We start from the raw sequence: 23707 nt of genomic DNA, 5'->3' as shown, positions 1-23707 counted from the left end.
CCGCGCATGCCGCTCCGGCGCCCTGTCCTCGTCTCCGAAAGGATTCCCGCCCGTGACGATCACCCCGGTACGCCACGCGTGCACGCGCGGCCCGCTGATCTCCGCCGAAGGACTCAACGGCGTCGGCAAGACCTACCTGACCAACCGCGCCGTCGAAGCCCTCGACCAGAAGCCGTTGATGCTGGACGAGTTCTCCCAGCGGGCGAACGGACGCCCCGGACTGGGCGAAGCCCTGCTCCAGGCGCTGCGCGCGGCCAGCACCGGCGACCCGTTCCTCCGCGGCGGCACCCCCATGGCCGAGGCTCTCCTCCTGATGGCCATCAAGCGCCATGACCTCGACACCCTGCTCCCCGACCTGGCCGGTGGGCGCACGGTCGTCGAAGGCCGCAGCGTCGACACCACGGCGGTGTGCCAGGCACTGCTGCTGCACCCCGATCGCCCGGACCAAGCTCTGGAGACGGCCCTGGCCTTGCTCGACCTCGCCTCCTTCTACCGGCCGCTGCCCGATCTCACGATCCTGGTCACCGACGACGCCGACCAGGCGCTGGTGCGCGCGCAGCGTCGCGACCGGCGGGTCTTCACCCCCGAGCAGGCCACATTCATGCGCCGGGCGTGCGCGCTGTTCGAACAGGTCGCCGCCACCGACCCGGCCCGCTACCGCGTCATCGACCGGCGCGTCATCGACGAGTACGAGGCCGCCGCGCAGATCCGTGACTGGATCGGCGGCGCGGGGTCCGGCCTGGACTGCCTGCGTGAGCCGTGGGCGGGCGAGGGGGCGCCGTGCATGTGCTGCGGACAGCGCGCGGAAGTGGTGCCGACATGAACAAGAGGACCCTTGTACCGAGCAGCCCGAACCCTGCCCTCGGCGCGAGCTGCTCGCCGGCCATCCCCGACGGCATCCTGGCCGTGATCTTCGACTTCGACGGAACCCTCGCCGACACGACGGCCAACCAGGAGCAGTCGCTGCGGGCGGCACTCCAGCCGTACGGGCTCGACCTGGACACGGACTGGTACCGCCGACGCTTCGGCCTGTCCATCCACGACCTGCTCGCCGCGCTGCCGGGCGCACGGCAGCTGCCCCACGACGAGATCATCGGCCGTAGCCGCGCCCACCTCCTGGCCCACATGAACACCATCGCCCCCATCGCGTGCAGCGTCGCGCTCCTGAACGCGGCGCGCGAAGCCGGGCTGCCCTGCGCCGTGGCGTCGGCGGCCAGCCGCATCCTCGTCCATCCCGGGATCGAGGCCCTGGGTTTGGCCCCCCAGTTCGAAGCTGTCGTCACCCGGGAGGACGCCGCACGCGGCAAGCCCGCCCCCGACCTGTTCCTGGAGGCCGCCCGCCGCATCGGCGTCCCGCCGGAGCGCTGCCTCGCCGTGGAAGACGCCCCGGACGGCATCGCCTCCGCGCTCGCCGCCGGCATGCACGTGCTCAGGGTGGTCGACGGCCACCTGGCCCCCACCGGCGATAGCGGCGAAGACACCACGGGTCTGCTGTCACGAGCCGGAGTTCCGATGCCGCCCGGCTGCGCGCTCGGGCTGGCTGCTGCCCGCCGGGCGGCCACCCAAAGCGGCCCCGCATCGGTCCCCGCGCCGTCCACCGCCGATTCCGACCGGTGACGGCTCCCGGCCGTCGCAGCAGAGGAGCATGATGCCCGTCCTCCACTCGACCAAGAACCTGAAGGTCGCCACCCCTGTCACGCAATCCAGTGCGGGCGTCGGGATCTTCGAGTACACCGACGCCTACACGGTGTTCCACTACGGCCGGATGCCGGACCTGATCCCCGGCAAGGGCGAGGCCATCGCCCGCATGGCCGCCTTCAACTTCGCCCTGCTGGAGGCGGCCGGCGTGCGAACCCACTTCCGCCGGTTCACCGCCCCCCGCCACATCGAGTTCGATCTCGCCCGCCTACCCGCCCCGGACGCCGTGCCCCTGGCCCCCGACGTCCGCAACACCCTGCTCCCCGTGCAGGTCCTTGTCCGCACCGAACTCCCGCAGGGCAGCTCCGTCCACCGCCGTCTCGCAGCCGGCACCCTCACCCCGGCCCAGGCCGGACTCAGCTCCCTCCCCGCGGTCGGGGAGGAACTGAAGGACCCGCTCCTCGAGTTCGCGACCATGCTGGACGACGTCAACCAGTACATCGACGCGGCACAAGCCCAACGCCTCACGGGCCTGGACGACGACCGGTTCCAAGCCCTGCTCGACACCACCGTCACAGTCAACCGCGTGCTGACCGAACACGCGCGCACGGTGGGCCTGCGGCACTGCGACGGGAAACTCGAATTCGTGGTGGCGGCCGACGGCGGCCTCGTGCTCGCCGACAGCCCCGGCACGCCCGACGAGAGCCGCCTGCTCTTCGACGGCGTGCACTGCGGCAAGCAGGTCCTGCGGAACTGGTACGTCAACAACGGGCTCGAAGTCCCCGTCAACCAGCTGATCGCTGAAGGCGTGCCCCGGCACCGGTGGCCCACTCCCACCCCCCTGCCAGACGAGTTTCTGTCGGTGATGTCCGACCTCTACCGGTCCCTGAGCGAGACCTGGACCGGCGAGCGCCTCTGGAACGCGCCGGATCTGCCCGCGGCCACGGCGGCCGTGGTCCGGCTCATCGGGCACTGACGAGAACCCACCCGGGCAGGCGCTGGCACGTGCTCTCCTCGATGAGCAGGGCGCGCGCCAGCGGTGCCACCCAACCTAGATGAACGGCGAACTTATGGGCAGTTTGACCGACGACCCTGACTTCCGGGCAACGACGTTCGTGGTCATCGACTTCGAGACGACGACGCCGACGGGCTACCCGGCGCAGCCCATCGAAGTCGCCGCTCTCGCCCTGCGCTGCCCGGACGGTGCGTGGACGGAGGCGGGCCGGAGCACCTCCCTCATCCGGCCGCCCGCGTTCGCCCCGGTGACACCGGCTGACACGGCCCAGACCGGCCTGACAGCGGCCGAACTGGCAGGCGCCCCGGACGTGGCGCACGTCATGGGCGCCCTGGACCGGCGCTTCACCCCTGGCGGCCGGTACCTGCTGGTGGCGCAGCACGCCGCGACCGAGGCGAACGTCATCCACAACGCCCGAGAGCACTGCCCGGCCCTGTCCCGTGTCGACTTCCTCGACACCATCCCCCTCGCCAAGTACCTCATCCCGGGCCTGGCGAACTACAAACTCGACACCCTGCTTGCGCACTTCGCCATCGCGCAGCCGGCCGCCCGCCACCGGGCCTACGCCGACGTCGACGTCACCGCGCAGGTGTTCCTCCGCCTCCTCGGTGCTGCAGACGACGCCGCGCAGCTCGCCGACCTCGCCGCCCTGGTGAAGGTGGCGGGGCGCACCGCCAAGAGCAACATCCCAGTCCAGGGCGGGCTCTTCAACATCTAGTCCATCCGCCCGACGACGAGCCATGCAGTGCCACTCGCAGATTGGACGGTACGCATCATGACGATCACCGAAGAGACCCGCGGCGACGAGGTCCAGGTCCCGTTCTGGTTCGATCCGCTGTGCCCCTGGGCCTGGATCACCTCCCGCTGGCTCCTGGAAGTCGAGCAGGTTCGGCCGGTGCGCGCCGACTGGCGGATCATGTCGCTCGCCTACCTCAACCTCGACCAGCGGGGCGGCAAGGGCATCAGCGAGGACTACCGGGAGCTGATGAACACGGCCTGGGGGTCGGTGCGGGTCTGCGCCGCCGCCGCCGAACACGCCGGCCGCCCCGTGCTGGGGCCGCTGTACACGGCCATCGGCACCCGGCTGCACAACCAGCGGCGCCGCGAGGACCCCACCGTCATTACCGAAGCCCTGGCGGAGGCCGGGCTGCCGGCTTCGCTGGCCGCGGCGGCCTCCAGCACGGAGTTCGACCAGCGCATCAAGGACTCGCACCACGAGGCGTTCGACGAGGTCGGCCTCGACGTCGGGACCCCCGTCCTGCGGATCGCCGGCACGACCCTGTTCGGTCCCGTCATCACTCCGGCCCCCCGCGGCGAAGCCGCCGGACAGCTCTGGGACGGCCTGGCGTTGGTCGCGGCGACGGACGGCTTCTTCGAGCTCAAGCGGAGCCGCAACGTCAAGCCGTCCTTCGACTGAGCCCACCGCGACCCGACCGGCTCCAAGGACACGCAGAACACCCGGCCCCGCACCGCCGGTTCGGTTCGGTTCGGATCGGTTCGAGCGGATCCAGATCACTCCACGCCCGCCACGTGCGGCACCCGACCAGGAGAACGAGGAACCCGTTGGAGTACGACGCCCTCACCGGCTGGGACGACGACACCACCGCCGAGACCTACGCCGCCTTCACCCGGGCCTACCCCATGTACAGCGCCTCCAGCCGCGATCTGGCCGCGCGTGCCGGCCTCACCCGCAGCCGTGTGATCGTCGACCTGTGCGGCGGCACCGGTACGACGGCCGAGGCGATCCTCGCCCTGGCGCCGCCCGACGCCACCGTCGTCTCCCTCGACAGCTCCGCCGCCATGCAGAACATCGGCCGCCGACTCCTGAGCGACCCCCGGCTGACCTGGATCAACGCCCCTGCCGAAGGTTTGGCCGACCATGTCCCAGCACGCAGCGTGGATGCCGTCGTGTGCAACTCGGCGGTGTGGAAGACGGACGTCGCCGCCGTGATCACTGCGGTGCACCGTGTACTGCGGCCCGGAGGCCGGTTCGTCTTCAACATCGGCGGCGCCTTCGCCGGCGTCACCCACCCCGACGCGCTGCCCCCGCCGACCGCGCCCTCCCTCAGCGCACTGGTCGAGCAGATCGCCACCCGGGACTACGGCATCGTCCCGCCGACGACCGCCGTCCCTCCGAAGCTCCCGCTCCCCATGATCACCGGGCTGCTGGCCGATGCCGGGCTGCACGTTGTCGCCGCGGAGGTCACCGGCCAGCACACCACGACCGCTGAGAGGGCGGCCTGGCTCTCCATTCCCGTTTTCGCCCACCCCGAGGGTGCCCTCTCCTACAAGCAGAAGATGGCGATCCTCGCCGAGGCCACCGCCCAGACCAAGCCAGACGACGTCACCGTGACGAGCTGGCTCGTGATCGTCGCCGAGCTGCCGGAAGAGGCATGACGCCGAACACGCTTGCCCCGGCGTCTTCTACGACGGCATGTTCCCTGCCCGTCAGCCGACCGCCACGAGAGCTCCCGGTGGCAGAGGGGTTACCTGATTCCGGTCGATGTGGTGACCGCCCGCGCGATCCGGGGCCCGACGAGGCGCTCCGCGAGATCCAGCGGGTACCAGGCGGCGCCGGTCACCTCGGACTCCTGGATACGCCCGACCTCGGCGTCGGCCGTCGTGAAGACATAGCCGAAATCCAGGTGGTAGTGGTCCGGCTCGCCCTTTGCGGGCCTGGCCGGCACCTGGCCGAACTCGACATAGGCAGGGTGCGCAGAGACGAGGGCGACCTGTCCGGGGTCGATGCCGGTCTCCTCGGACAGCTCCCGCAGCGCCGCGCCGACCAGCGTCGTATCGGTCGGCTCCAGATGACCGCCTGGCTGCAAAGTGATCCCGTACGCGAGGTGTTCGATCAGGAGGACCTCGGCGTGGTCCCGGACCAGCAGCGCGCCGGCGGTGACGTGCATCGGGAAGGTCCGCCGCGAGGCGACCCCCCGGCCTTCGGCCAGGAGCCGCAGAGGCTCGGCCAGTTGTCCGGCCTCTTGCGGGTAGCGCTCAAGGTAGGCGGTGAGCACTCCCGCGATGTCGCAATCAGCGATCGCCACAGGTCATCGCCCTCCGCTCGGCCCGAGGAGGGTTCCGCCGAGATGGGCCGCTCGAGGGCGGCCACCAAGCACGTGCACAGTCAGCTCCACAAGGGTCGTGGCGTACCGGAAGCCCCGCACTCTACAAGTCCGACGGGCCCCATACGCACCAACGCGCCCGCTGGCGTACGGCGCCTGGGAACCTCGGCGATTCGGCCAACCGCCTCTTGTGGCAGTGCCGTTGCGAGAGCTGGGTCGGTGCTGTTTCCACGGTTCCTCGAACGCTCTATCCCGGGACTTCAGGACCGACCGAAAAACGTGTGTTCGATATCCGGGCTATGTCGTTGAGCCTCGCGAACCAGCCGTGACCGACCGACAGGGGGATCGACTTGACCTCGGGCAGCACAGCAGCACAGCCGAGCACGAACGAAGGGGAGGGGACTCCTCCGGACAGCGGGGGCGCGGCGCAGGAGGAGGAGTTCCAGTACCGGGACGAGTCCCGGCTCCAGGCCGGTGCGCAGATGACGACGACCACGATGGCGCGGCGCCTGCCCGTGCTGGTGCGCCGGTCGTTGCGGATGGCGTGGCAGGTGGACCGGGGCGCGACGGCCGGGCTGCTCGCGTGCCAGATCGGCACCGGCGTGCTGGCCGCGCTTGGCCTGTTCGCCGTGACCGGGACCCTGAGCGCGCTGATCGCCTCCGGCGACATCACCGAGCGGCTGCGGGAGGCGGCTCCGCAGCTGGCCGTTATCGCGGTGGCTGCCGGGCTGCGCGCCCTGCTGGGGGTCACGGTGACCTGGCTGACCGGGCGTCTGCGGCCGGTGCTCGCCCGGGCCGCGGAAGTCAGCATGGTCGAGGCGGCTCTCGGCGCCGAGGCCGCGGCGAACAACAAGCCGGGGTACAACGACCAGTACGACATCGCCGACCGCGGCGCGCAGGTCACTCCCGACCTCGTGGAGGAAGCCCAGGACGTGCTGGCCGCCACGGCGACCCTCGCCGCCGGCGCGACCGTCCTCACCGTGATCCACCCGATTCTCCTTCCTCTGCTTCTGCTGGCGTGCCTGCCGCAGGCCGCCGCGTACGTGCGCGCGGCCCGCGTGGTGTACCTCGCGAGCCTGGAGACGTCGGGGCGCCGGCGGATGCTGCACAAGCTGCGCTGGCACATGTCCTACATGGAGTCCAGCGAGGAGATGCGGGCCTGTCTCGCCGGTCCGTTCCTCCTCGGCCGCTACCGGCGGCTGGCCGCCTCCGTCAACGTCTCCGAGCGCGAGGCCGCGAACACCGGGGCCTGGATGGGCCTGGCCGGTGCGGCGGCCGGCGGAGTCGCCTCGGCGGCGGTTTGGGCGACCTTGCTGTGGCTGCTGGTCTCCGGCCGGATGGACCTGGCGGCGGGCGGGGGCGCGGTCTTCGCCCTGCAGACGGCGACCGGCTCGGTGCGGGGCATCATCAACGGAGGCGCGAGGCTGGTGCGCACCGGCTGGTACGTGCAGGACTGGCAGAACTTCATCGACAACGCGCACGGTCAGGCGATGGTGGCCTCGCGCGGCTCCGAGGTGCTGCCGGCGCCGCCGGAACGGTTCGAGGTCCGCGACGTCACCTACCGGTACGACGGCGCGGACAAGGACAGCCTGGCCGGGGTGTCGCTGAAGGTACGGCGCGGGGAGATCGTGGCGCTGGTCGGGGAGAACGGGTCGGGGAAGACGACGCTGTCCCGGCTGATCTGCGGGCTGCTGCTGCCGACCTCCGGGGAAGTGGCCTGGGACCACACGACCACCGCGCGGCTGGAGCCGTGGGAGGCGTGGAAGCACGTGGCGGTGGCACCGCAGCGGTTCACCTACCTGCCGCTGACGCTGCGCGACAACGTCACCCTGGGGCAGGGCGATACTAGCGACGCCGCGCTCATGGCGGCCTGCGAGGCGTCCGGAGCCGCGGACATGCTGCCTGCTCTGCGTTCCGGCCTCGACACCCTCCTGACCAGCGAATGGTTCGGCGGCCACCAGCTGTCCGGCGGGCAGTGGCAACGCGTCATCCTGACCAGGGCCTTTCACCGGAAGGCCGAGCTGCTGGTGATGGATGAGCCCACGGCCGCCCTCGATGCCCGAGCCGAGCACCACGTCTTCACCGGCCTGCGGGACCTGGCCAAGGACCGCGCCATCCTTCTGATCACTCACCGCCTCGCCAACGTCGCCGTGGCCGACCGGATCGTCGTCCTTGACCAGGGCCGCCTCGTCCAGGAAGGCACGTACGCGCAGCTCACCCGCGAACCGGGGCTCTTCCGGACCCTGTGGGAACTGGAGCAGCGCACCGGCGGCGCACCCGATCCGACCTGAGCCCGGCCGCCGCAGTCCTGAGCCGACCCCGACCGCCGCCAACAGCCGGGTGTGGCCGATCCGCCGGCCTGGTCGGCCGATCCGGCGCCCCGACGACCAACGCGACCCACACCCTACCGGGAGGAACCGTGTTCCCCGACCGCACCGAACCTGATGGCGGTGTGCCCTGGCGCTCCGCCGTCCCACACCCGGGCGCGAGGTGTGCCGGATGAGCCCGACGAAGCCGCTGCCCGCGGCCCTGCAGCACTGGGCGGAACAACGGATCGGCCCCGTCGTGTCCGTCCGCGACGCCTCGCACGACTGGGATCGCTCCCGGGTGTGGGACCTGGAGGGCGAACGCGGGGTGCACCACTACCTGAAGGTGTCGCCCTCGGTGAAGTTCTTCACCCGTGAGAGCCGGGCCTACCGTCACATCGTCCCCGCCCTCGGACACACCCGGGCGCCCCACCTCATCGACAGCCGCGCCCAGGACCTGGCCCTGCTGCTCACCGCGGTCCTCGGCGCCCCGGTGAAGGAACTCGGCCTGGATGTCGCTGGGTGGCGGACCGTGCACCAGCAGGCCGGGGCGCTCTGCGCCCGGCTCCACGAAGCGGGTGAACTCGACCGCGGCGACCGCCTGGAGGCCGAAGCCTCTCTGGCCGCCGCCGCTGACGGAGCGGAGAAGTACCTGGCTCGCGCCGGGGCCCGGCTCGCCCAGGACGAGCAGCAGCTGATCCGGGATCACGCTGCGCGCCTTCGCCGCGTCGGCCCGGTGCCCGTCGGCTACATCCACGGCGACAACCAGCCGAGGAACTGGCTGTGGTCCCAGAGGCTCGCCCTCGTCGACTTCGAACGGTCCCGGCCCGCCGCCCGTGTCCAGGACTTCGTCATCCTCGCCACCACCCAGTGGGCCGACCATCCGGACCGCGAGACGGCGTTCCTCCGGTCCTACGGGCGGGAGCTGTCCGACGCCGAGCGGCACGCGCTGCGCTGCCTGACCGCGCTGGATGCGGTCAACTGCCTGGCCTGGGGCCCGGACAACGGCGACGCCGAGGTCACCGCCCGGGGCCGGCGGACCCTGGACCGGCTCATGAGGGAGGACCGGTCGTGAGCGCCGTCCACCGGAGCATCGGGAACGTCATGGTTCTGCTCCAACGGCCCAGCGACGGACGGGTCCTGACCGTCCGCCACCAGGAGACGTCGTGGCACTCACCCGGGATGCTCACGGTCGTCGGAGGGCGCCTTGAGAAGGGCGAGTTCCTTAACGAGGGAGCGGCGCGCGAGCTTGCCGAGGAAGTCGGCATCCGCATCAGCCCGGACCGCCTGCGGCTGTGCCAGCTGCTCCATTTCCACGCGGCGGACGGTGAACGGGTGATCGGCGCCGCCTTCACCGTGCGGGAGTGGGAGGGCACCCCGTACAACCGCGAGCCGGACAAGCACACCGAGCTGGTGTGGGTCGACCCGTCCGCCCCGCCGCCCGACTGCCACCCCTTCACCCACGCGGTCCTCACCCACTTCGCCACCGGCCGGTTCTACGCCAACGTGATCGCCCCGGAACTGCTGGGCGGTGAGGCCGGGTGACGACCTCCACCCAGCCGCCCAAGGCCGCGACGGTCACCACCCCGGATCTGCGCCGCTTGGTCGCCAGCGAGTGCGCGAGCCTGTCCGGATCCGCGGTCAGCACCGTCGCCCTCCCCACCCTGGCCGTACTGGAACTCCACGCCTCCACCACCCAGATCGCCGCGCTCGCCATCCTCGGCCAACTGCCGAACGCCGTCGTGGCGCTCCCGGCCGGCGCGCTCTCAGACCGGTACGCCAAGCGGCCCCAGATGATCGCCGCGGACCTCACCGCGGCCGCGGGCCTCGCGACCATCCCGGCCGCAGCCTTCGCCGGGGTGCTCGGCATCGGCCAGCTGTACGCGGTCGCTGTCGTGCTGGGCATCACCAAGATCGTGCACGACGCGGCCGCAATCAGCTACCTGCCCGCCCTCGTCGAACCTCACCTGCTACAGCGCGCGAACTCGAGGCTCGGCGCGGCCTCGTCGGTGGCCGACAGCGCGGGCAACAACGCGGGCGCCGCGCTGGTCGGCGCCGTCGGCGCGGCCCGCTCGCTCCTCGCCGACGTCCTCTCCTACCTTCTCTCCGCGCTGCTCGTGTGGCGCATCCGCACCCCCGAATCGGTCGCCGCACCGCCGCCCGGGGGCCGCCGGACCCTCGCGCGGGACATCGGTGAGGGCCTGCGCTACGTGGCCGGGCAGCCCACGATCCGCACGGTGATCGCGGCCCTGTCCACGCTCAGCTTCGGCCTGGCGGTCATGAACACGTACTGGGCGTACTACCTCCTCGCCGACCTGCACGTATCCCCGACGGCGTTCGGCGTGATCATGGGCGTCGGCGGCGCGGGCAGCCTGGCCGGGGCGCTCCTCGCCCCGCGCATCGCCTCCCGAATCGGCATCGGGCCGACAATCATCATCGGGTTCGCGGTCAGCCCACTGGCCCAGATCCCCCTCCTGCTCGCCGGGTCCGGACTGCGCTGGCAGATCGCGCTTGCCGGAACGCTGGCCGTTCAGCTGTTCTGGGCCACAGCCTCCGGGACGAGCCAGCGGTCCTTGAGACAGATCCTGTGCGAACCCCGCTTCCAGGGCCGCATGCAGGCCGCGAGCACCACGGTGACCGCCGGAGCCCGGCCCCTCGCCGCCGCAGCGGCCGGCGCACTGGCCCTCTTCCTCGGCGTCCGCGGCACCCTCACCGTCGGCACAGTCCTCCAGATCGTCCCCGTGATCCTTCTGCTCGCCTCCCCTGTCTGCGCCCTGCGGGATATGCCCGTCCCGCCCGCGCGCACCGCCGTGCCGCCCGCCCGTGAAGGAGCCTCATGACGACGACCTCGACCGCCGCGTACTGGGAACCGCTCTGGGCGGGCGGCCGTCGCTACCGGCAACTCGACGGCCCCGAAACCCAGTTGATGGCCGAACATCTCGGCCCCGGTCGCAGTCGCCCCGCCCTCGACCTCGGCTGCGGCGACGGCACCCTGGCCCGCCACCTTCACCACGAGCTCGGATACCGCACCACCGGCATCGACATCTCCCCCAGCGCCGTCGCACTCGCCGCCGCCCACGACGACGGCCCCGTCCCCGGTCCCGTGTGGCGGTGCGGCGACATCACCACCAGCGACCTCACGGCGCTGCCGGAGCCCGCATACGCGGTCATCACCTGCCGCCTGGTCTACCGGTGGATGGACGACAAGGCGGCCTTCCTTAACCGCGTCCGCCACCTCCTTGTCCCGGGCGGGACGTTCTGGGTGGTCACCGAGATCGCCGGACGCCGCGAGGGCACCGACCCCCTCCACGGTCTCGGGATCAGCCCCGCCGAGGCCGAAATCCTCACCGCCGGCTGGTCCGCTGCCCAGGCTGCCGACCTCGACGTGCTCCGCTGCTACGCCCTGCGCCCCTGACTCCCACTCACCCCTTTCCGCTGGAGGACTCGGTGACCACCGAGAAGGACACCCTCGACATCTGGAACACCTACGGCACCCACCAGCTGACCAGAGGACTTCAGCTGCCGGAGCTGGACCGGTGGGACTGGGGAATCCCGGAGACCGGCCCCGGCATCAGCGTCCTCGGCGAGGTGGCGGGACTACGTGTCCTCGACCTCGGCAGCGGCCTCGGCCGGCACGCCGCGCACCTGGCCACCCTGGGCGCCGAGGTCACCGCCGTCGACGCCTCACCCGCCCAGCACCAGCGCGCCCTCACCCGCTACCCGGACCACCCCGGCCTGCACCTGGTGTGCGCCGACGCGGTGGCCCACCTGCGTGCTGCCGACCCGTACGACCTGATCTACTCCGTCGGCTCCGTGCCGTACCTGGACCCGGGCCGGCTGGTGCCCGCCCTGGCCAACGGGCTCAAACCGGGCGGACGCCTGGTCTTCTCCGCGCTGCACACCAACTCCGGCGGCGCCGGGCCCTCAACCGAGGTGACCCCGCGCCCCGAGATCCTGCGGCTGCCCGGCACGACCGAGGACCACCCGGTGAACATGTGGGTCCTCAGCGTGCAGCTCTGGGAGGACCTCCTGGTCCAGCACGGCCTCACTCTGGAAACGGTCACGGCGATCGACTCCCCGACGGCGGACAACGCGGTCTCCTACCGGCTGTACACGGCCCGCCGTCCGGAACGCGTGCCCAGCCGCCCCCGCACCAGCGCACCTCCTCCGCCGAACACCGCCCTCGGAGTCGGCGTGATCGTGCACGGCCCGGACGGCATCCTGCTCGGCCAACACCGGCGCCGTACCTGGGAGCTCGCCGGCGGGACCGTCGAACCGGGCGAGACCTTTGCCGAGGCCGCTGTTCGCGAGCTCCGCGAGGAAGCCGGCCTCGTGGCCGAGCCCGACGGCGTACAGGTGCTGGGCACGCTCCTGGACCGGGTGGGCGACGTCGTACGGCTGACGGTGCCCGTCCTGGTCACCCGCTGGTCTGGCATTCCCCAGCAACGAGAGGAGGCCATCGGGTCCTGGCGGTTCTGGCCTCTTACCGCGCTGCCCCAGCCGTTGTTCGTTCCCAGCGCCCAGTGCCTGATCGCCTGGGACGCCACCCTCGCGCTCGATCACCCGCCCGCCCACTTCCAGCCGTACGGCTCCCCCGGCCGGTAGGCCGCCACCGACCACGCCCGCGACCGCGTTCGCCGGAAAGGGCCTTACCCGTGCCTCCGTCCTCTTCCGCGCCTACGGCCAGCTGACTGGCCATCCGGACCACCTCCGCACCCACCAGGCGGCTGGCCCTGTTGGCGTTCCACGCCGCGGGCCCGGAGCACCTCTACCCGCAGGCCGGGGATCCGTGGCAGCCCGATGCGCTGTACGCCGCGACGCACCCGGATTCGGGGGTGGGCGATCTGGGTGTGCTATTGACACGGGTCGGTAAGAAGGTGCTCAGCGTTCCGGACGAGCACGTCACTGAGACGGTCGACGTGAGCGACTGCACGGACCTGAAGTTGGCCGCGATCCTGGCGCACCGCAGTGGAGCGGCGCGGGAGCGGCCCCTTCCCGGAATCCTGTCCCGGCTTCCCGCAGCGGAGCGGGAGTCGATCATCGCGACGGAGTACTTCACCCTCCTTGGCAGGAGGCCGGCGCCGGACGGGGCGGTCCCCCGGCTATCGCGGTGAGCTGCTGCCGAGGGCCTTGGTCATGGCCCGGTTGACTTGGGGGTCGCGTCCGGCAACGTAGGAGGGACAGAGCAGGTAACCGGCGCGGTGGTAGAGGGCAAGGGCGGCCGAGTTGCGCCGCCCGGTCTCCAGCATGATCCGCTTTGCCCCGCGGCTGACAGCGTGCTGTTCGAGGCGTTCGAGGAGATACCGGCCGATTCCGTGGCCGCGGGCGACGCCAGAGACATACATGCGTTTGATCTCCGCGGTGTGCTCGTCGAGAAGGCGTACGCCTCCGCACCCGACCGCCTCGTCGCCGACGTTCGCGATGAGGAACAGGCCGGCGGGCGGATCGAAGTCCGCCTCGGGGGTGGCGTCCGGGTCGTCGGCGAAGCCGTACAACGTGTGCTGTTCGGCGCGTAGGGCCTGGGTCAGGCGGCGCGCGTCCGGGTGGTCGTAGGGTGCGGCGATCACGGAGGGCGTCAGGCGTATCGCGGCCGGGGCGTCGGAGGCGGTGGGCACGAAGGTCATGTAGCCGATAGTGCCCTGTCGACGGCGGTGAGCGCACGGGCGCCGTCCGGTGCGCGCATACGGGCACCTGCTGAACGGCGGATCCGGCGTAGGAGGTTGCGGCAGCGGATGGACTGAACGTCGGGTACCCGGTCGGCGAGTTGCAGGAGGGTGGCTGCGGTGGCGTCGGGGTCGCGGGCGAGGAGGTGGGCATGCGCGAGGTGGATGCCGTGCAGGAGCGCGGAGCGGGGGAATCCGCTGGTGGGGCCGTGGTCGGTGAGGGGGGACAGGAGCGTGGTTGCCTCGGCGAGCAGGCGCCTGGTGTGGGCGGGGTTGGTGGCGGCGAGTTCGACGAGGGCGTGGCCGGCCTCGGCTGAGACCTGTTCGGGGGTGAAGTAGTACAAGGAGGGAGGGTCGTCGTCGCGCCGGTGTTCCAGGAGGGTCCGGCAGCGGTCGGTGGCGTCGCGGAAGGCACTGACGTCGCCGGCGGCGGCGTGGGCGGTGGCCATACGGCCCCAGGCGCGGGCGCGGACGACGGGGCTGCTGCGGGCGGTGTGGTCGACGGCGGCTTCGGCGTAGCGCAGGGCGGCGGCGGGCTTGCCGGTCGCGGCGTGCTGGTAGGCCAGCATGCCTAAGACGTTGGCGACCGTGGTGGTGTCGCCGGCGGCTCGGGCGAGGCGGATCGCGAGGAGCTGATAGCGCTGGGCGGCGGCGTGAAGGTCGGCGTCGAAGGCCATCCATCCGCTGAGCTGGGCCATGCCGCTGGCGGTGGCCAGGAGGCGGGTGCCGACGTCGGTGGTGTAACTGCTGCTGCGGACCAGGTCGAGGACGCCGGCGAGTTCGATGCGCACGTACCGCTGGGACAGGGCTCCGCCTCCGGCGGTGTCGTCCAGGCGCCGCAGGCGGCCGAGGTGGCCTTCGAGGACGTCGACGAACGCGGGCAGGACCTGCTCCTGGGTGCCCGGTGCGGCGGTGCGCAGCGGGCTTTGCCGGGTGGCGTCCCAGACGGCGCTCAGGAGCTGGCTGTCGCCTGCCGGGTGGAGGATGGCCTGCTCTTGCGGGTCGGTGGCGGTCCACGCGGTGGCGGTGGCCAGGACGTCGGCGACCGAGCGGCGGCCGACGAGGTCGTCGGTGGCGGTCTTCTCGGCCTTCGCGCCGCCCGCAGCGGGTTCTCCCCAGAGGTCCGCGGCGTTGAAGGGTTCGCCGGTGGCCTCGGTGAGGACGGTGGCCGCGAGCCGGCGCACGGTCGCGGAGCGGGGCCGGGTGCCGTTGAGCCAGGCCCGGCCGGCGGTCAGGTGCAAGGTGGGCTGGCCGGCGGCTTCCAGGCGGGGGTTGAGGGCCCGGACGAGATCACGGGGTGTCCACCGGGCTGCCTGGAGGGCGGCGGCCAGGGCCTGGTTCAAGGGGGGCGCGGACGCCGACCCGGCGTCCGCCGACGTCGCGTCGCGGAGGGTCATCACGCCCGGACGCTACGTCAGATCTCCTGCGTGGGGCGCGAATTCTCGGCTTTTCTCGCTCTCGCCGCGAAATTCTCAACGTTCTCTCCGGTCCCCCCTGCCGCAGCCTCTTCGGGCGCTGTGTGCTGGTGAGCCCGCCGCCGGCCGACCGCGCCGACGGCTTGGCCGGCCACCATCTGGGCCGTCGCCGCCACCTGTCACGACGCGTACGGCCGCCTACCGGCGTCCGGTACGCGGGAGTTGGAGGACGCCATGCCGCACCGTTTCGAGCCGGGTCCGCAGCGCGAGCGGATCGCGGCTGCGCTCGCGGAGTACGTTCGCGCGGGAGGGGCGCTGTCGGTGGCGGACGGCTCCGGCGTGATCGGGGAGCTGGAGCAGCGGATCGAGAAGGTCCTGGGCCTGCCGGATCCGCTGTCGTTCTCCTCGGGCACCGCCGGACTGCACGCGGCCTACCTCGCGCTGGACATGCCGCCCGGCTCGGAGGTGATCGGACCGGTCACCACGTTCCACGCCTCGCTGAGCCCGGCGCTGCACGCCGGTCTCAACGCGGTACTCGTCGACGTCGAGGCGGACACCGGAAACCTGTGCCCGGCGGCGCTGGAGGCGGCGATCACCCCGCTGACCCGGTGCGTGACGGTGACGCACTACCTGGGGCACCCCGCCGCGATGGAGGAGATCACCCGGATCTGCCGCGAACGGGATCTGCACCTGATCGAGGACATCAGCCACGCCTACCTGTCGACGCTGCGCGGGCAGCGGGTGGGGACGTTCGGCGACATCTGCGTCGGCAGCATGCAGGACAGGAAGTCCTGGCCCGCCGGTGAGGGCGGACTGTTCAGCGCCGCGCGCCCGCAGTGGCGCGAGCGGGCTCTGCTGGCCGGCCACTACCGCGGCCGCGCCCTGCTGCTGAAGGACCCGGAGCTGGCGGCGTTCGGGGAGACCGGGCTGGGGCTGAAGATGCGGATGCACCCGCTGGCCGCGGTGGTGGGCCTGGCCAACGCCGCGGACCTGGTGGAACGCCTGGCGGCTCGCCGCGCGCTGCTGGAGCGTCTGAGCCGGGGCCTTGAGGGCCTTGCGGGGGTGCGGCCGCCGGTGGTGCGGCCCGGCGCTGGCATGGGCGGCTGGTTCTCCTACCGGCCGCAAATCCAGCCCGGCGAGCTGAGGCCCGGTGTGGACGTCGACGCCTACCTGCGGAGGCTGAAGGACGCCGGGGTTCCGGCGCACTACCCGTCGGTCGGCTCGCTGTCCGGGATGCCGCTGTTCACGCGTCCGGTCCCGCTGCGCGCGGCGGACGGCACCTGGCGGCCGCGGCGGTGCGGGCCCTTCCGCGGCGAGAGCGTCTACAACGTGGGCCGGATCAGCGTGAGCGTCACCGACCAGGACACCGAGGAGACGATCGACGCCTACGCCGCCGCCTTCGCCGAGGCGTCGCAGGCCCTGGCCCTGCCGGTGGCGGCATGACCGCCCGGGCCGCCGTCCCCACCGCGCCCGCCGAGCCTCGCCGGGCGGGCCTGGTGCTGCCGGTGCGACGGCGGCTGTTCGGCTGGTCGAGGGAGATGGCCGGGCAGCGCCGGGAGCTGGAGCGCTGCTGGACGGCGGCGCTCCGGGCCGACGTCGCGATCAGCCTGCCGCCGGGCGTCGCGGCGGCGCAGCATCTGGCGGACGGCGGCGGGTTCCGCCTTCCTGCCGCCCGGGAGGACCAACTTCCGGCAGCGGCACGTGTGTTCTTCGACGACCGTGTGGTGCGCGGGGGCTGGGTGTATCTGCGGGGCTTCGGCTACTACGCGGCCGACGCGCAGATGTACCTGCCCGGCCGCGCTCCCGCGCCCGGCCCGAGGTTCGCCGCCGTCCAGCAACGGTGGCCCCGGTACGCGGAGTTCGCCCGTCCGCTGGCGGAGCCCGCGGCGCGCGAACCGGCCGGGTGGTACGCGTGGTTGGCGTGGCTGGCGTTCCTGGAATCGGCGGTACAGGACGTGTGCACCGCGCGGTGGAGCGCCGCGGTCCTCGCTGACGGCGGGGCGGCCGGGGTGCTGGACGAGGTCCTGGAGGGGCTCGGTGCGCTGCTGGCCGAGGCGGCCTGGAACCGGTGGCAGCCGGACGGCTGTCAGGCCGGTCCGTACGATCGGGCCACCTGGGCGGAGCGGGCCGCCGCGTTGAGCTCCGATGCCCGGATCCCGGAGGTCCTGCGCAAGCTGGGGCGGGCGCTTCAGGGGCCCGAGGTCGCGGCGGACGCGGTGCGCGCCGTGCGCGAGGGCGACGTGCTGTGGCAGATCGCCGCGGTCGCCCACACCCGATGGCCGGCGCTAGACGCAGCACATCCGGGCGCGCCGGTGCTGCTGGTCAGCGAGGCATTCGGCGCGATGGCCGCGGGTCCGGTGCTCGCCGGGATGCTGCCGGCCGGTCAGCGTGGCCGGGTCCGCCTCGCGCTCGCCCGGGGTTCGGTCCACGAGGAGGAGATGGCCCGGGTCTCGGGCACCGCGTGGCGCACCGGGCGCCTGGAGGCCGGCGGGCAGGTGGTGGTGCACCTGGACGACAGCGTGTTCACCGGCCGCACTCACGCCGGACTGCGCCGGGCCCTGACCGGCGTCCCGGCCGCGGTGTACCTGGTGCCGCTGACGCTGGACGTGGGCACGCCCTTCAACCACCCCGAGGAGATCACCGCGCTCGGCCGCGGGGTCGGCGAGCACCTGGCCGGCCTGGAAACTGCCGTGCGCGCCGTGGGCGGGGCGCTGCCGCCCGCGCCGAGCCTGTGGGCGCGCCGCAAGGCTCCCACCCCGCCCGTCGGCGCCGACGGGGGTCCGGAGGAAGGCTCGTGGGAGGAGGCGTTCGCGCGGGTGGCGGGCGGCTCGGACCGGCTGCTGGCACTGCTGTGGGGCCGCTACGCCCCGGAGGTCCGCGATGCCTGACAGCCCGCGCCCGCAACCGTCTGCCGACGTGCCGGTAGAGGACCTGGTGTTCACCGCAGGGGCCGGCCGCCGGGCCCGCATGGTGTCCTGGCTGGCCTACCAGCAGATGGCCGCCGACGTCGCGGGGCAGATCCGCCGCGCCCACCCTGGTGCGGTGACGCTGGTGGGCATCTTGCAGGGCGGGTGGATCACCGCCCAGTCCCTGGCCGATCTCCTGCCCGGCTCGACGGTGCTGGCCGCCGCCGCCCGGCGCCGCGGCGAGCGCACCGACGGCCTGGAGCTGCTCGCCGCGGCCGACGGGCTCCTTGCTCCCGGGACGCCGCCGCCGGGGCAGCCGCTGATCGTGGTGGACGAGGTCGTCGACTCCGGCCGCACCGCCCGTTTCTTCCTCAACCACCTCGCTCTGTACGCACCGCAGTTGGCGTGCCTGGCGGCCTCGGACACCGCGGACCCGGCGCCGCACTTCACCGCCTGGTCCATGTCCGACCTGCCCGCGCTGGTCCTGCCCTGGCGGGTCCTGCGCGACGCCGACCAGACCGCCGGGTGCCTGCTGGCCGCCGGCCCCCTGACCACCGCCCAGCTCGACGAGAGGCTGCGTGACCTCGGCCATGACATCGACCCCGACCTCCTTGAGTCCCATCTCGACCATCTCGCCGCCCGCGACCGGCTCCACCGCGATGGGGACCTCTGGCGCCTTCCCGGCGGGCCGGACGGCGGCTGATCCCGCGACCGGCAGCAGCATCGAGCGGGTGGCCGCGTTCTACGACGCGGACCCCGAGCGGGAGTGGCAGCGCACCCGCTCCGGCCCCTACCACCGGCTGGAGACGGAGGTCATCCACCAGCAGGTCCTGGCCGGGCTGCGCCCGGGAAGCCGCATCCTCGACATCGGTTCGGGCCCGGGCGTCCACGCCCTGGAACTGGCCCGCCGCGGGCACATGGTCGCCCTGTCCGACCTGTCCGCGAACAGCCTGGACAGCGCCCGCGCCCGCTTCCGCCAGGCCGGTCTGGAAGGGCACCTGCTGGGCACGCAGCACGGCCCGGCGCAGCGCCTGACGCCGCCGCCGGGCCAGTTCGACGCGGTGCTGATGTTCGGCCCGCTCTACCACCTGCTCGACGACGCGGATGCCCTTGAGGCGGTGCGCCGGGCCGCGACCGCGCTGGCGCCGGGTGGCCGGTTCCACGCGATCTTCCTGACCCGCACCTCGGTGCTGCGGGACCTGCTCAAGCGCGGCCGTTTCACGGAGATGACCGCGCTGACCGGCGGCGGATACCTCGACCACGGCCGCTACGAGCCGCTGCCTGCGGTGTCGGCCGACGACTACATGCCGCCCACCCGCACCCACCGCCTCACCGAGGCCGAGGACCTGCTGGCCGCGGCCGGACTGGAGGTCACCGGCCGGTACTCGCTGGAGGGCGTCGCGGCGTGGATGCGCCCGTACGTCGACCAGTGCGCCGCCGACCAGGCGGCGTTCACCGCGCTGAGCCGCGCGGTGCGGGAGACCACCCAGGTGAGCGAACTCCTCGAGGCGGGCGATCACTTCCTGCTGTCCGCCGCACCGGCCGGACTGCCGCGCCCGCGCACCCGGACCCGCACCGAGGCGGGACGGGCGGACCTCGTCGGGCGCCACCGCGGCGTGCTGGCCGGCACCGACGGCCGCATCACCTTCGCCCCGGCCCTCATCCGCCACCGCGGCCGCCGCCTGCTGGCCGTGACCACCGGCCCGGCCGACGCCCGTACCTACATCCCCCGGCAGCTGCCCGGCCGCGCCCCCGAGCCCTGGTACACCGGCGGCCGCAACCGCATCGTCCTCACCGCCCTGCCCGAGCCCGACGAGCCTGTGTCCCTGGACGGCGCCCGCCCGCTGCCGGTCCCGGACGGCTGCGACGACGTCACCGGCGTAAGCCTGGTCGTCCAACAGGAGGCGCTACACGCCTACTTCAGCGCCCGGCCCAACGGCGGGGCCTGGTCGATCTACCGCACCGTCAGCCGCGACGGCGGAACCACCTGGGCCGCCCCCCACCTTGCCCTCGCCCCCGCCGCCGAGGAGGGGGCGAGCGACGGCGAGCACGTGCTGCTGCCGGCTGTGCTGCACCGCGGCGGCGCCTGGTGGATGTGGTACGCCGGACGCGACGGCCACCACCGGCGCATCCACCTGGCCACCTCCACCGACGGCATCGTCTGGCAGCACCACGGCGTCGTCGTCACCACCGGCCCGGCCGGCGCCCCGGACGCGTACGCCGCCGACTGCCCCGCCGTCGCCCCCGCCCCGGACGGCGGCCTGCTGATGGTCTACGGCGCCGGCACCTCCCGCTCGTTGGCCGCCGCGCACTCCCGCGACGGCCTGACCTGGCGGCCGCTGGGCGCCGTCCTGCACCGCGGCGGCCCCGGCAGCCCGGACTCCCGCTACGCCTTCTACCCCGCGCTCCTGCCCGAGGGCGGCGGCCGGATCCGACTGCTGTACGCGGGCGAGGACGACCAGGCGCGCTGGACGGTGCTGGACGCCGGACTGCTGGACGCCGCGCTGCTGGCCGAGCGCCCCGCTCCGCTGCCGCTGACCGACGAGATCGCAGCCGCCGTCGACCGCGTCCGCGACGAGGTCCCCGCCCCCTACTGGGAGATCCCGGAGGACTGCCACGCCCCCGCGCCCGCCTACGCCTCCCCCGACGGGGCGCTGGCCCAGCTGCGGCCGAGCAGCACGCCGGTGTTCGCCGCCCGCACGACCGCGGGCACGGTCGTGGTCAAGCCCGGTCGCGGCCGAGCCTTCGCCGAACGGGAGCACACCGGTCTGCAGGCCCTCGCCCGGCATCTGCCCGTGCCTGCCACCGCGCTGCACTACCGCGGCGAGGACGCGACGCTGGTCTCCCAGAAAGTGGACGGCGTCCCCCTGCGGGACCTGGCCGCCACCGACCCGGGGCGATTCCTGACGGTCTTGGGCGAGGTGGCCGCCCGGCTGGTCCACGGCGCCACCGCGACGCTGACCCCCCGCCGGGAGGACGACGTCGACCACTCGCTCCAGACCCCCGCGGTGCTGTCCGGCTGGGTGGAGGAGCTCGCCCACCGGCTGCGGCCCTGGGCCGACCACACCCTTCACCTCAACGGCGCACCGACCCACCTCAGTTGCCGCTCCCTCATGCACCTCGCGCGCCGCTCCCTCACCCCGGCCGCCCCGGGCGGCTGGCTCGTCCACGCCACCGGCGACCTCCACCTGGGCAACGTCCTCGTCCACCCGACCGAGCCGCGCTGGTGGGTGATCGACGCCGAGTTCGCCGGCATGCACGACCTCGACCAGACGCTCGCCAAGCTCGCCGGCTCCTGCCTGAAGCACACCGGCCTGCTCGCCGACGCCGCGGTCCGCGAACACCGCGGCGTCCTGGAGGTCACCTGCCCACTGGCCGAACCGTTGGGGGGACAGCTCCTCGAAACGACCTGGCTGCTGGACCGGTTCGACGGCCTGCCCCTGGACCGGGCCCGGATCCTCGGCCTGCTCATGCCGGACTTGTACTTCCGCCTCACCCGCGACGAGAACGCCCCCGCCGCCGCCGAGGGCCTGGCCGCCCTCGCGCTGGCCGCTCGGATGACCGGCCACGGAGCAGCCCAGTGACCCCCACCCCCCACCAGCCTCTCGTGCCGCCGATGCCCGCGGTCACCACCGTCCTGTTCGACATCGACAACACCCTGATCCCCACCCGCGCGATCTGGCAGCACGCCCTGGACGCCGTCGCCGCCCGACTCGCCGGCGCCCACCCCGGCGTGAGCGCGGCCGCCATCGCCTCCACCTACGTGCACACCTCCGACCGGCTGTGGGGCGACTACGACCGCGCCCTGGCCCCGCTCGGCTCGCACACCGCCGCCCGCCGCCACGTCTGGGAAACCGCCCTGCGCGAAGCCGGGATCGAACTGAGCGAGCGGCAACTGGCCACCCACGTCGACGACTTCGCCCACCGGCAGATGCGCGCGATCCGCACCGTCCCCGCCACCGTCGACGCCTTCCGGCGCCTCGCGGCGGTCTACCAGCTCGGCGTCGTCACCAACGGCGACGCCGACCAGCAGCACGCCAAGCTCGAACAGGCCGGCCTCGACCGGTACTTCGAGACCGTGGTGTGCGCGCTGGGCAACGGCCACCGCAAGCCGCATCCCGCGCCGTTCCACCAGGCCTGCGAGGACCTGGCCGTCCGGCCCGAGGAGTGCCTGTACGTCGGCGACGAGTGGACCGCCGACATCGTCGGCGCCCGCGCCGCCGGACTGCACCCGGTCTGGATCACCCCCACCGGGCAACCCCCGCCCGGATCGCCGCCGACCACCCGCTTCACCAGCCTCGCCTCCTGCCTGAGAGCGCTGTGCGACCACGCCGCGCGCCGGCCGATCCGCGAAACGGAGCCCACGTGACCACCACGGCTACCACTCTCCCGCCCCCGCCCCGGGCGAACACGGCCCACCCCGCCTCGCCCGTCTCCGGGAGCGCCGTCGCCTGCGACCTGCTGGGCCTGGTCCGCATTCCCTCCGCCGAGCTGCACCTCGCGGCCAACGCCGGCCTGGACCCCGCCCTGCTGGACACCTTCCTCCCGGCCGCCGGCGGGCCCCGGCCCGCGGCGGGCGCGCGCACCATCCGGCTCAGCCGGGGCCCGGCCTACTACCAGCCCCGTACGGCGCTGCCGTCCTGGGCGGCGCTGGGCGAAGCCCTCGGCCGCCTGGACCACCGGGCGCCGGGGCAGGCCCCTGCACTGCGGCACGCGCTGCTCGACAACCTCCACAACCTCGCCGCCGCCGGCGCCTACACCCTGTGGCACGGCCTCACCGACCGCCCCAGCCTCACCGACGATCCGCGCCCGGCCGCGCTGGAACGCCTGCTGGAGACCGCCACCTCCACCGCTGCCGCGCTGCACGGCCACCGCGCCGCCGGCCCGTTCGCCCCGGACCCCGGCGACCTCGCACTGCTGCAGGCCCACGAGGCGGGCTGGCGGACGTTCCGGGAGCTCGACAACCCGGTCAAGATCGGCAACGAGCTGCGCTTCCTCGCCGAGCACGTACTGGCACCCCGGCCCGACGTCACCGCCGTCCTCGCCCCGCTGTACGGGTCGCTGTCCCTCGCGCTGGCCGCCCGGACCGTCCTTCCCGCCCTGCTCGGCCGGCCGGTCGACGTGCACCTGGTCCGTCTTGGGTTCCATGACCAGGGCAACGTCGCCTACCTCGGCGCCGGCGGCACCGTCCGCCACCGCGCCACAGCCCCCCGCGCCTACCGCGACCGCCTGACCGCCGCGGCCCGGGATGCGACCGTGCTGGTCATCGACGACAACGTGGGCTACGGCGACACGCTGCGCGCCAGCCGCCAGCTGGTCGAGCAGCTCGGCGGTCGGGCCGTCACCCGCAGCGTCGAATCCGCTTGGACCCTCTACCACCGCTCCGGCCGGCACGACATCGCCGACGCCGCCGACCTGCCGAGCCTGCGCCCCAACCTGCACCACAGCATCCAGACCCGCCTGACCGGACACCTGCTGCGCGGCGACACCGGCGCCTACCTGAGCGACGGAGCCCACCGTACGGCGGGCACACTGCACCGGCAGATGGCCGCCAGCTTCGACCTCGCAGTGAGTACCGGCACCTGGACCACCGCCCAACTGGCCGCCATGCGGGCCGAACTCGCCCACGCCGCCTCCTGGAACGAACCGCCCGTCCCCCGCCCGGCCGCGCTCGCCGCCGCCTGAACCCGGAGGCGCCC

General features: G+C 73.2%; 22 protein-coding genes. 19 read left to right on the top strand and 3 right to left on the bottom strand.

Annotated features, from left to right (window positions below; translation table 11 throughout):
- The first annotated feature begins 52 nt into the window (after positions 1-52).
- From BS72_RS01070 to BS72_RS01045, 6 genes are all read left to right on the top strand, one after another.
- A complete protein-coding gene (locus BS72_RS01070) occupies positions 53-823 on the top strand; it encodes a nucleoside/nucleotide kinase family protein (RefSeq protein ID WP_037905403.1) in 771 nt (256 codons plus the stop codon).
- Positions 820-1617, top strand: a complete 798-nt coding sequence (locus tag BS72_RS31910; RefSeq protein ID WP_063835935.1) for an HAD family hydrolase — start codon at positions 820-822, stop codon at positions 1615-1617. Before BS72_RS01070 ends, BS72_RS31910 begins: the two co-directional genes overlap by 4 nt.
- A 31-nt stretch (positions 1618-1648) precedes the next feature.
- Complete coding sequence (locus tag BS72_RS01060) at positions 1649-2614, top strand: phosphoribosylaminoimidazolesuccinocarboxamide synthase (protein WP_078900916.1); 966 nt, start codon at positions 1649-1651, stop codon at positions 2612-2614.
- 79 nt (positions 2615-2693) lie between these two features.
- Positions 2694-3371 (top strand): 3'-5' exonuclease, encoded by a 678-nt coding sequence (locus BS72_RS01055; protein ID WP_232792172.1) that lies wholly within the window; start codon positions 2694-2696, stop codon positions 3369-3371.
- 57 nt (positions 3372-3428) lie between these two features.
- Positions 3429-4070 (top strand): mycothiol-dependent nitroreductase Rv2466c family protein, encoded by a 642-nt coding sequence (locus BS72_RS01050; protein ID WP_037905392.1) that lies wholly within the window; start codon positions 3429-3431, stop codon positions 4068-4070.
- Between the two features lie 146 nt (positions 4071-4216).
- Complete coding sequence (locus BS72_RS01045) at positions 4217-5050, top strand: class I SAM-dependent methyltransferase (RefSeq protein ID WP_037905388.1); 834 nt, start codon at positions 4217-4219, stop codon at positions 5048-5050.
- A gap of 89 nt (positions 5051-5139) precedes the next feature.
- Here BS72_RS01045 and BS72_RS01040 read toward each other — a convergent pair whose 3' ends face one another.
- On the bottom strand, positions 5140-5700 hold the full coding sequence (locus BS72_RS01040) for an NUDIX hydrolase (protein ID WP_037905387.1): 561 nt from the start codon (positions 5698-5700) through the stop codon (positions 5140-5142).
- A 368-nt stretch (positions 5701-6068) separates the two neighbouring features.
- Between BS72_RS01040 and BS72_RS01035 the strand changes: the two genes are divergently transcribed.
- From BS72_RS01035 to BS72_RS01005, 7 genes are all read left to right on the top strand, one after another.
- On the top strand, positions 6069-8009 hold the full coding sequence (locus BS72_RS01035) for an ATP-binding cassette domain-containing protein (protein WP_037905384.1): 1941 nt from the start codon (positions 6069-6071) through the stop codon (positions 8007-8009).
- A gap of 208 nt (positions 8010-8217) precedes the next feature.
- Positions 8218-9099, top strand: a complete 882-nt coding sequence (locus BS72_RS01030) for a phosphotransferase (protein WP_037905381.1) — start codon at positions 8218-8220, stop codon at positions 9097-9099.
- Positions 9096-9569, top strand: a complete 474-nt coding sequence (locus tag BS72_RS01025; protein WP_037905380.1) for an NUDIX domain-containing protein — start codon at positions 9096-9098, stop codon at positions 9567-9569. The genes BS72_RS01030 and BS72_RS01025 overlap by 4 nt, the downstream gene beginning before the upstream one ends.
- Positions 9566-10864, top strand: coding sequence for an MFS transporter (locus tag BS72_RS01020; RefSeq protein ID WP_051950412.1), 1299 nt, complete (start codon positions 9566-9568; stop codon positions 10862-10864). Before BS72_RS01025 ends, BS72_RS01020 begins: the two co-directional genes overlap by 4 nt.
- Positions 10861-11439, top strand: a complete 579-nt coding sequence (locus tag BS72_RS01015) for a class I SAM-dependent methyltransferase (RefSeq protein ID WP_037905378.1) — start codon at positions 10861-10863, stop codon at positions 11437-11439. The genes BS72_RS01020 and BS72_RS01015 overlap by 4 nt, the downstream gene beginning before the upstream one ends.
- A 32-nt stretch (positions 11440-11471) precedes the next feature.
- Positions 11472-12629 (top strand): bifunctional class I SAM-dependent methyltransferase/NUDIX hydrolase, encoded by a 1158-nt coding sequence (locus tag BS72_RS01010; RefSeq protein ID WP_037905376.1) that lies wholly within the window; start codon positions 11472-11474, stop codon positions 12627-12629.
- A gap of 131 nt (positions 12630-12760) precedes the next feature.
- Positions 12761-13138 carry a hypothetical protein gene (locus BS72_RS01005; protein ID WP_051950409.1) on the top strand — a complete coding sequence of 126 codons (378 nt, stop codon included), beginning with the start codon at positions 12761-12763 and terminating at the stop codon, positions 13136-13138.
- Here the strand turns inward: BS72_RS01005 and BS72_RS01000 are convergent.
- Both BS72_RS01000 and BS72_RS00995 read right to left on the bottom strand, forming a co-directional pair.
- Positions 13127-13648: a GNAT family N-acetyltransferase gene (locus tag BS72_RS01000; protein ID WP_063835934.1), complete on the bottom strand. Its 522-nt coding sequence runs from the start codon at positions 13646-13648 to the stop codon at positions 13127-13129. The two genes, BS72_RS01005 and BS72_RS01000, sit on opposite strands and share 12 nt — an antisense overlap.
- The gene (locus BS72_RS00995; RefSeq protein ID WP_037905373.1) at positions 13645-15084 is read right to left on the bottom strand and encodes a hypothetical protein; all 1440 of its coding nucleotides are present in this window, start codon (positions 15082-15084) and stop codon (positions 13645-13647) included. Before BS72_RS00995 ends, BS72_RS01000 begins: the two co-directional genes overlap by 4 nt.
- 252 nt (positions 15085-15336) lie before the next feature.
- Here BS72_RS00995 and BS72_RS31905 point away from each other — a divergent pair, with 252 nt between their 5' ends.
- The 6 genes from BS72_RS31905 to BS72_RS00965 are packed head-to-tail and all read left to right on the top strand — an operon-like array spanning position 15337 to position 23693.
- Positions 15337-16545, top strand: a complete 1209-nt coding sequence (locus tag BS72_RS31905) for a DegT/DnrJ/EryC1/StrS family aminotransferase (protein WP_051950407.1) — start codon at positions 15337-15339, stop codon at positions 16543-16545.
- Positions 16542-17990: a hypothetical protein gene (locus BS72_RS00985; protein WP_037905371.1), complete on the top strand. Its 1449-nt coding sequence runs from the start codon at positions 16542-16544 to the stop codon at positions 17988-17990. Before BS72_RS31905 ends, BS72_RS00985 begins: the two co-directional genes overlap by 4 nt.
- Entirely contained in the window at positions 17983-18711 is a 729-nt protein-coding gene (locus BS72_RS00980) for a phosphoribosyltransferase family protein (protein ID WP_078900914.1), read from the top strand. Before BS72_RS00985 ends, BS72_RS00980 begins: the two co-directional genes overlap by 8 nt.
- Positions 18620-21592 carry a methyltransferase domain-containing protein gene (locus BS72_RS31900; RefSeq protein WP_198545728.1) on the top strand — a complete coding sequence of 991 codons (2973 nt, stop codon included), beginning with the start codon at positions 18620-18622 and terminating at the stop codon, positions 21590-21592. Before BS72_RS00980 ends, BS72_RS31900 begins: the two co-directional genes overlap by 92 nt.
- Positions 21589-22377 (top strand): HAD family hydrolase, encoded by a 789-nt coding sequence (locus BS72_RS31895; RefSeq protein WP_051950399.1) that lies wholly within the window; start codon positions 21589-21591, stop codon positions 22375-22377. The genes BS72_RS31900 and BS72_RS31895 overlap by 4 nt, the downstream gene beginning before the upstream one ends.
- Positions 22374-23693 carry a phosphoribosyltransferase gene (locus tag BS72_RS00965; RefSeq protein ID WP_037905365.1) on the top strand — a complete coding sequence of 440 codons (1320 nt, stop codon included), beginning with the start codon at positions 22374-22376 and terminating at the stop codon, positions 23691-23693. Before BS72_RS31895 ends, BS72_RS00965 begins: the two co-directional genes overlap by 4 nt.
- Positions 23694-23707 lie beyond the last annotated feature (14 nt).

It is taken from the genome of Actinacidiphila yeochonensis CN732 (assembly GCF_000745345.1).
In the GTDB taxonomy this organism is placed as follows: Bacteria; Actinomycetota; Actinomycetes; order Streptomycetales; family Streptomycetaceae; genus Actinacidiphila; species Actinacidiphila yeochonensis.
This window is presented reverse-complemented; position numbering and strand designations above follow the sequence as displayed.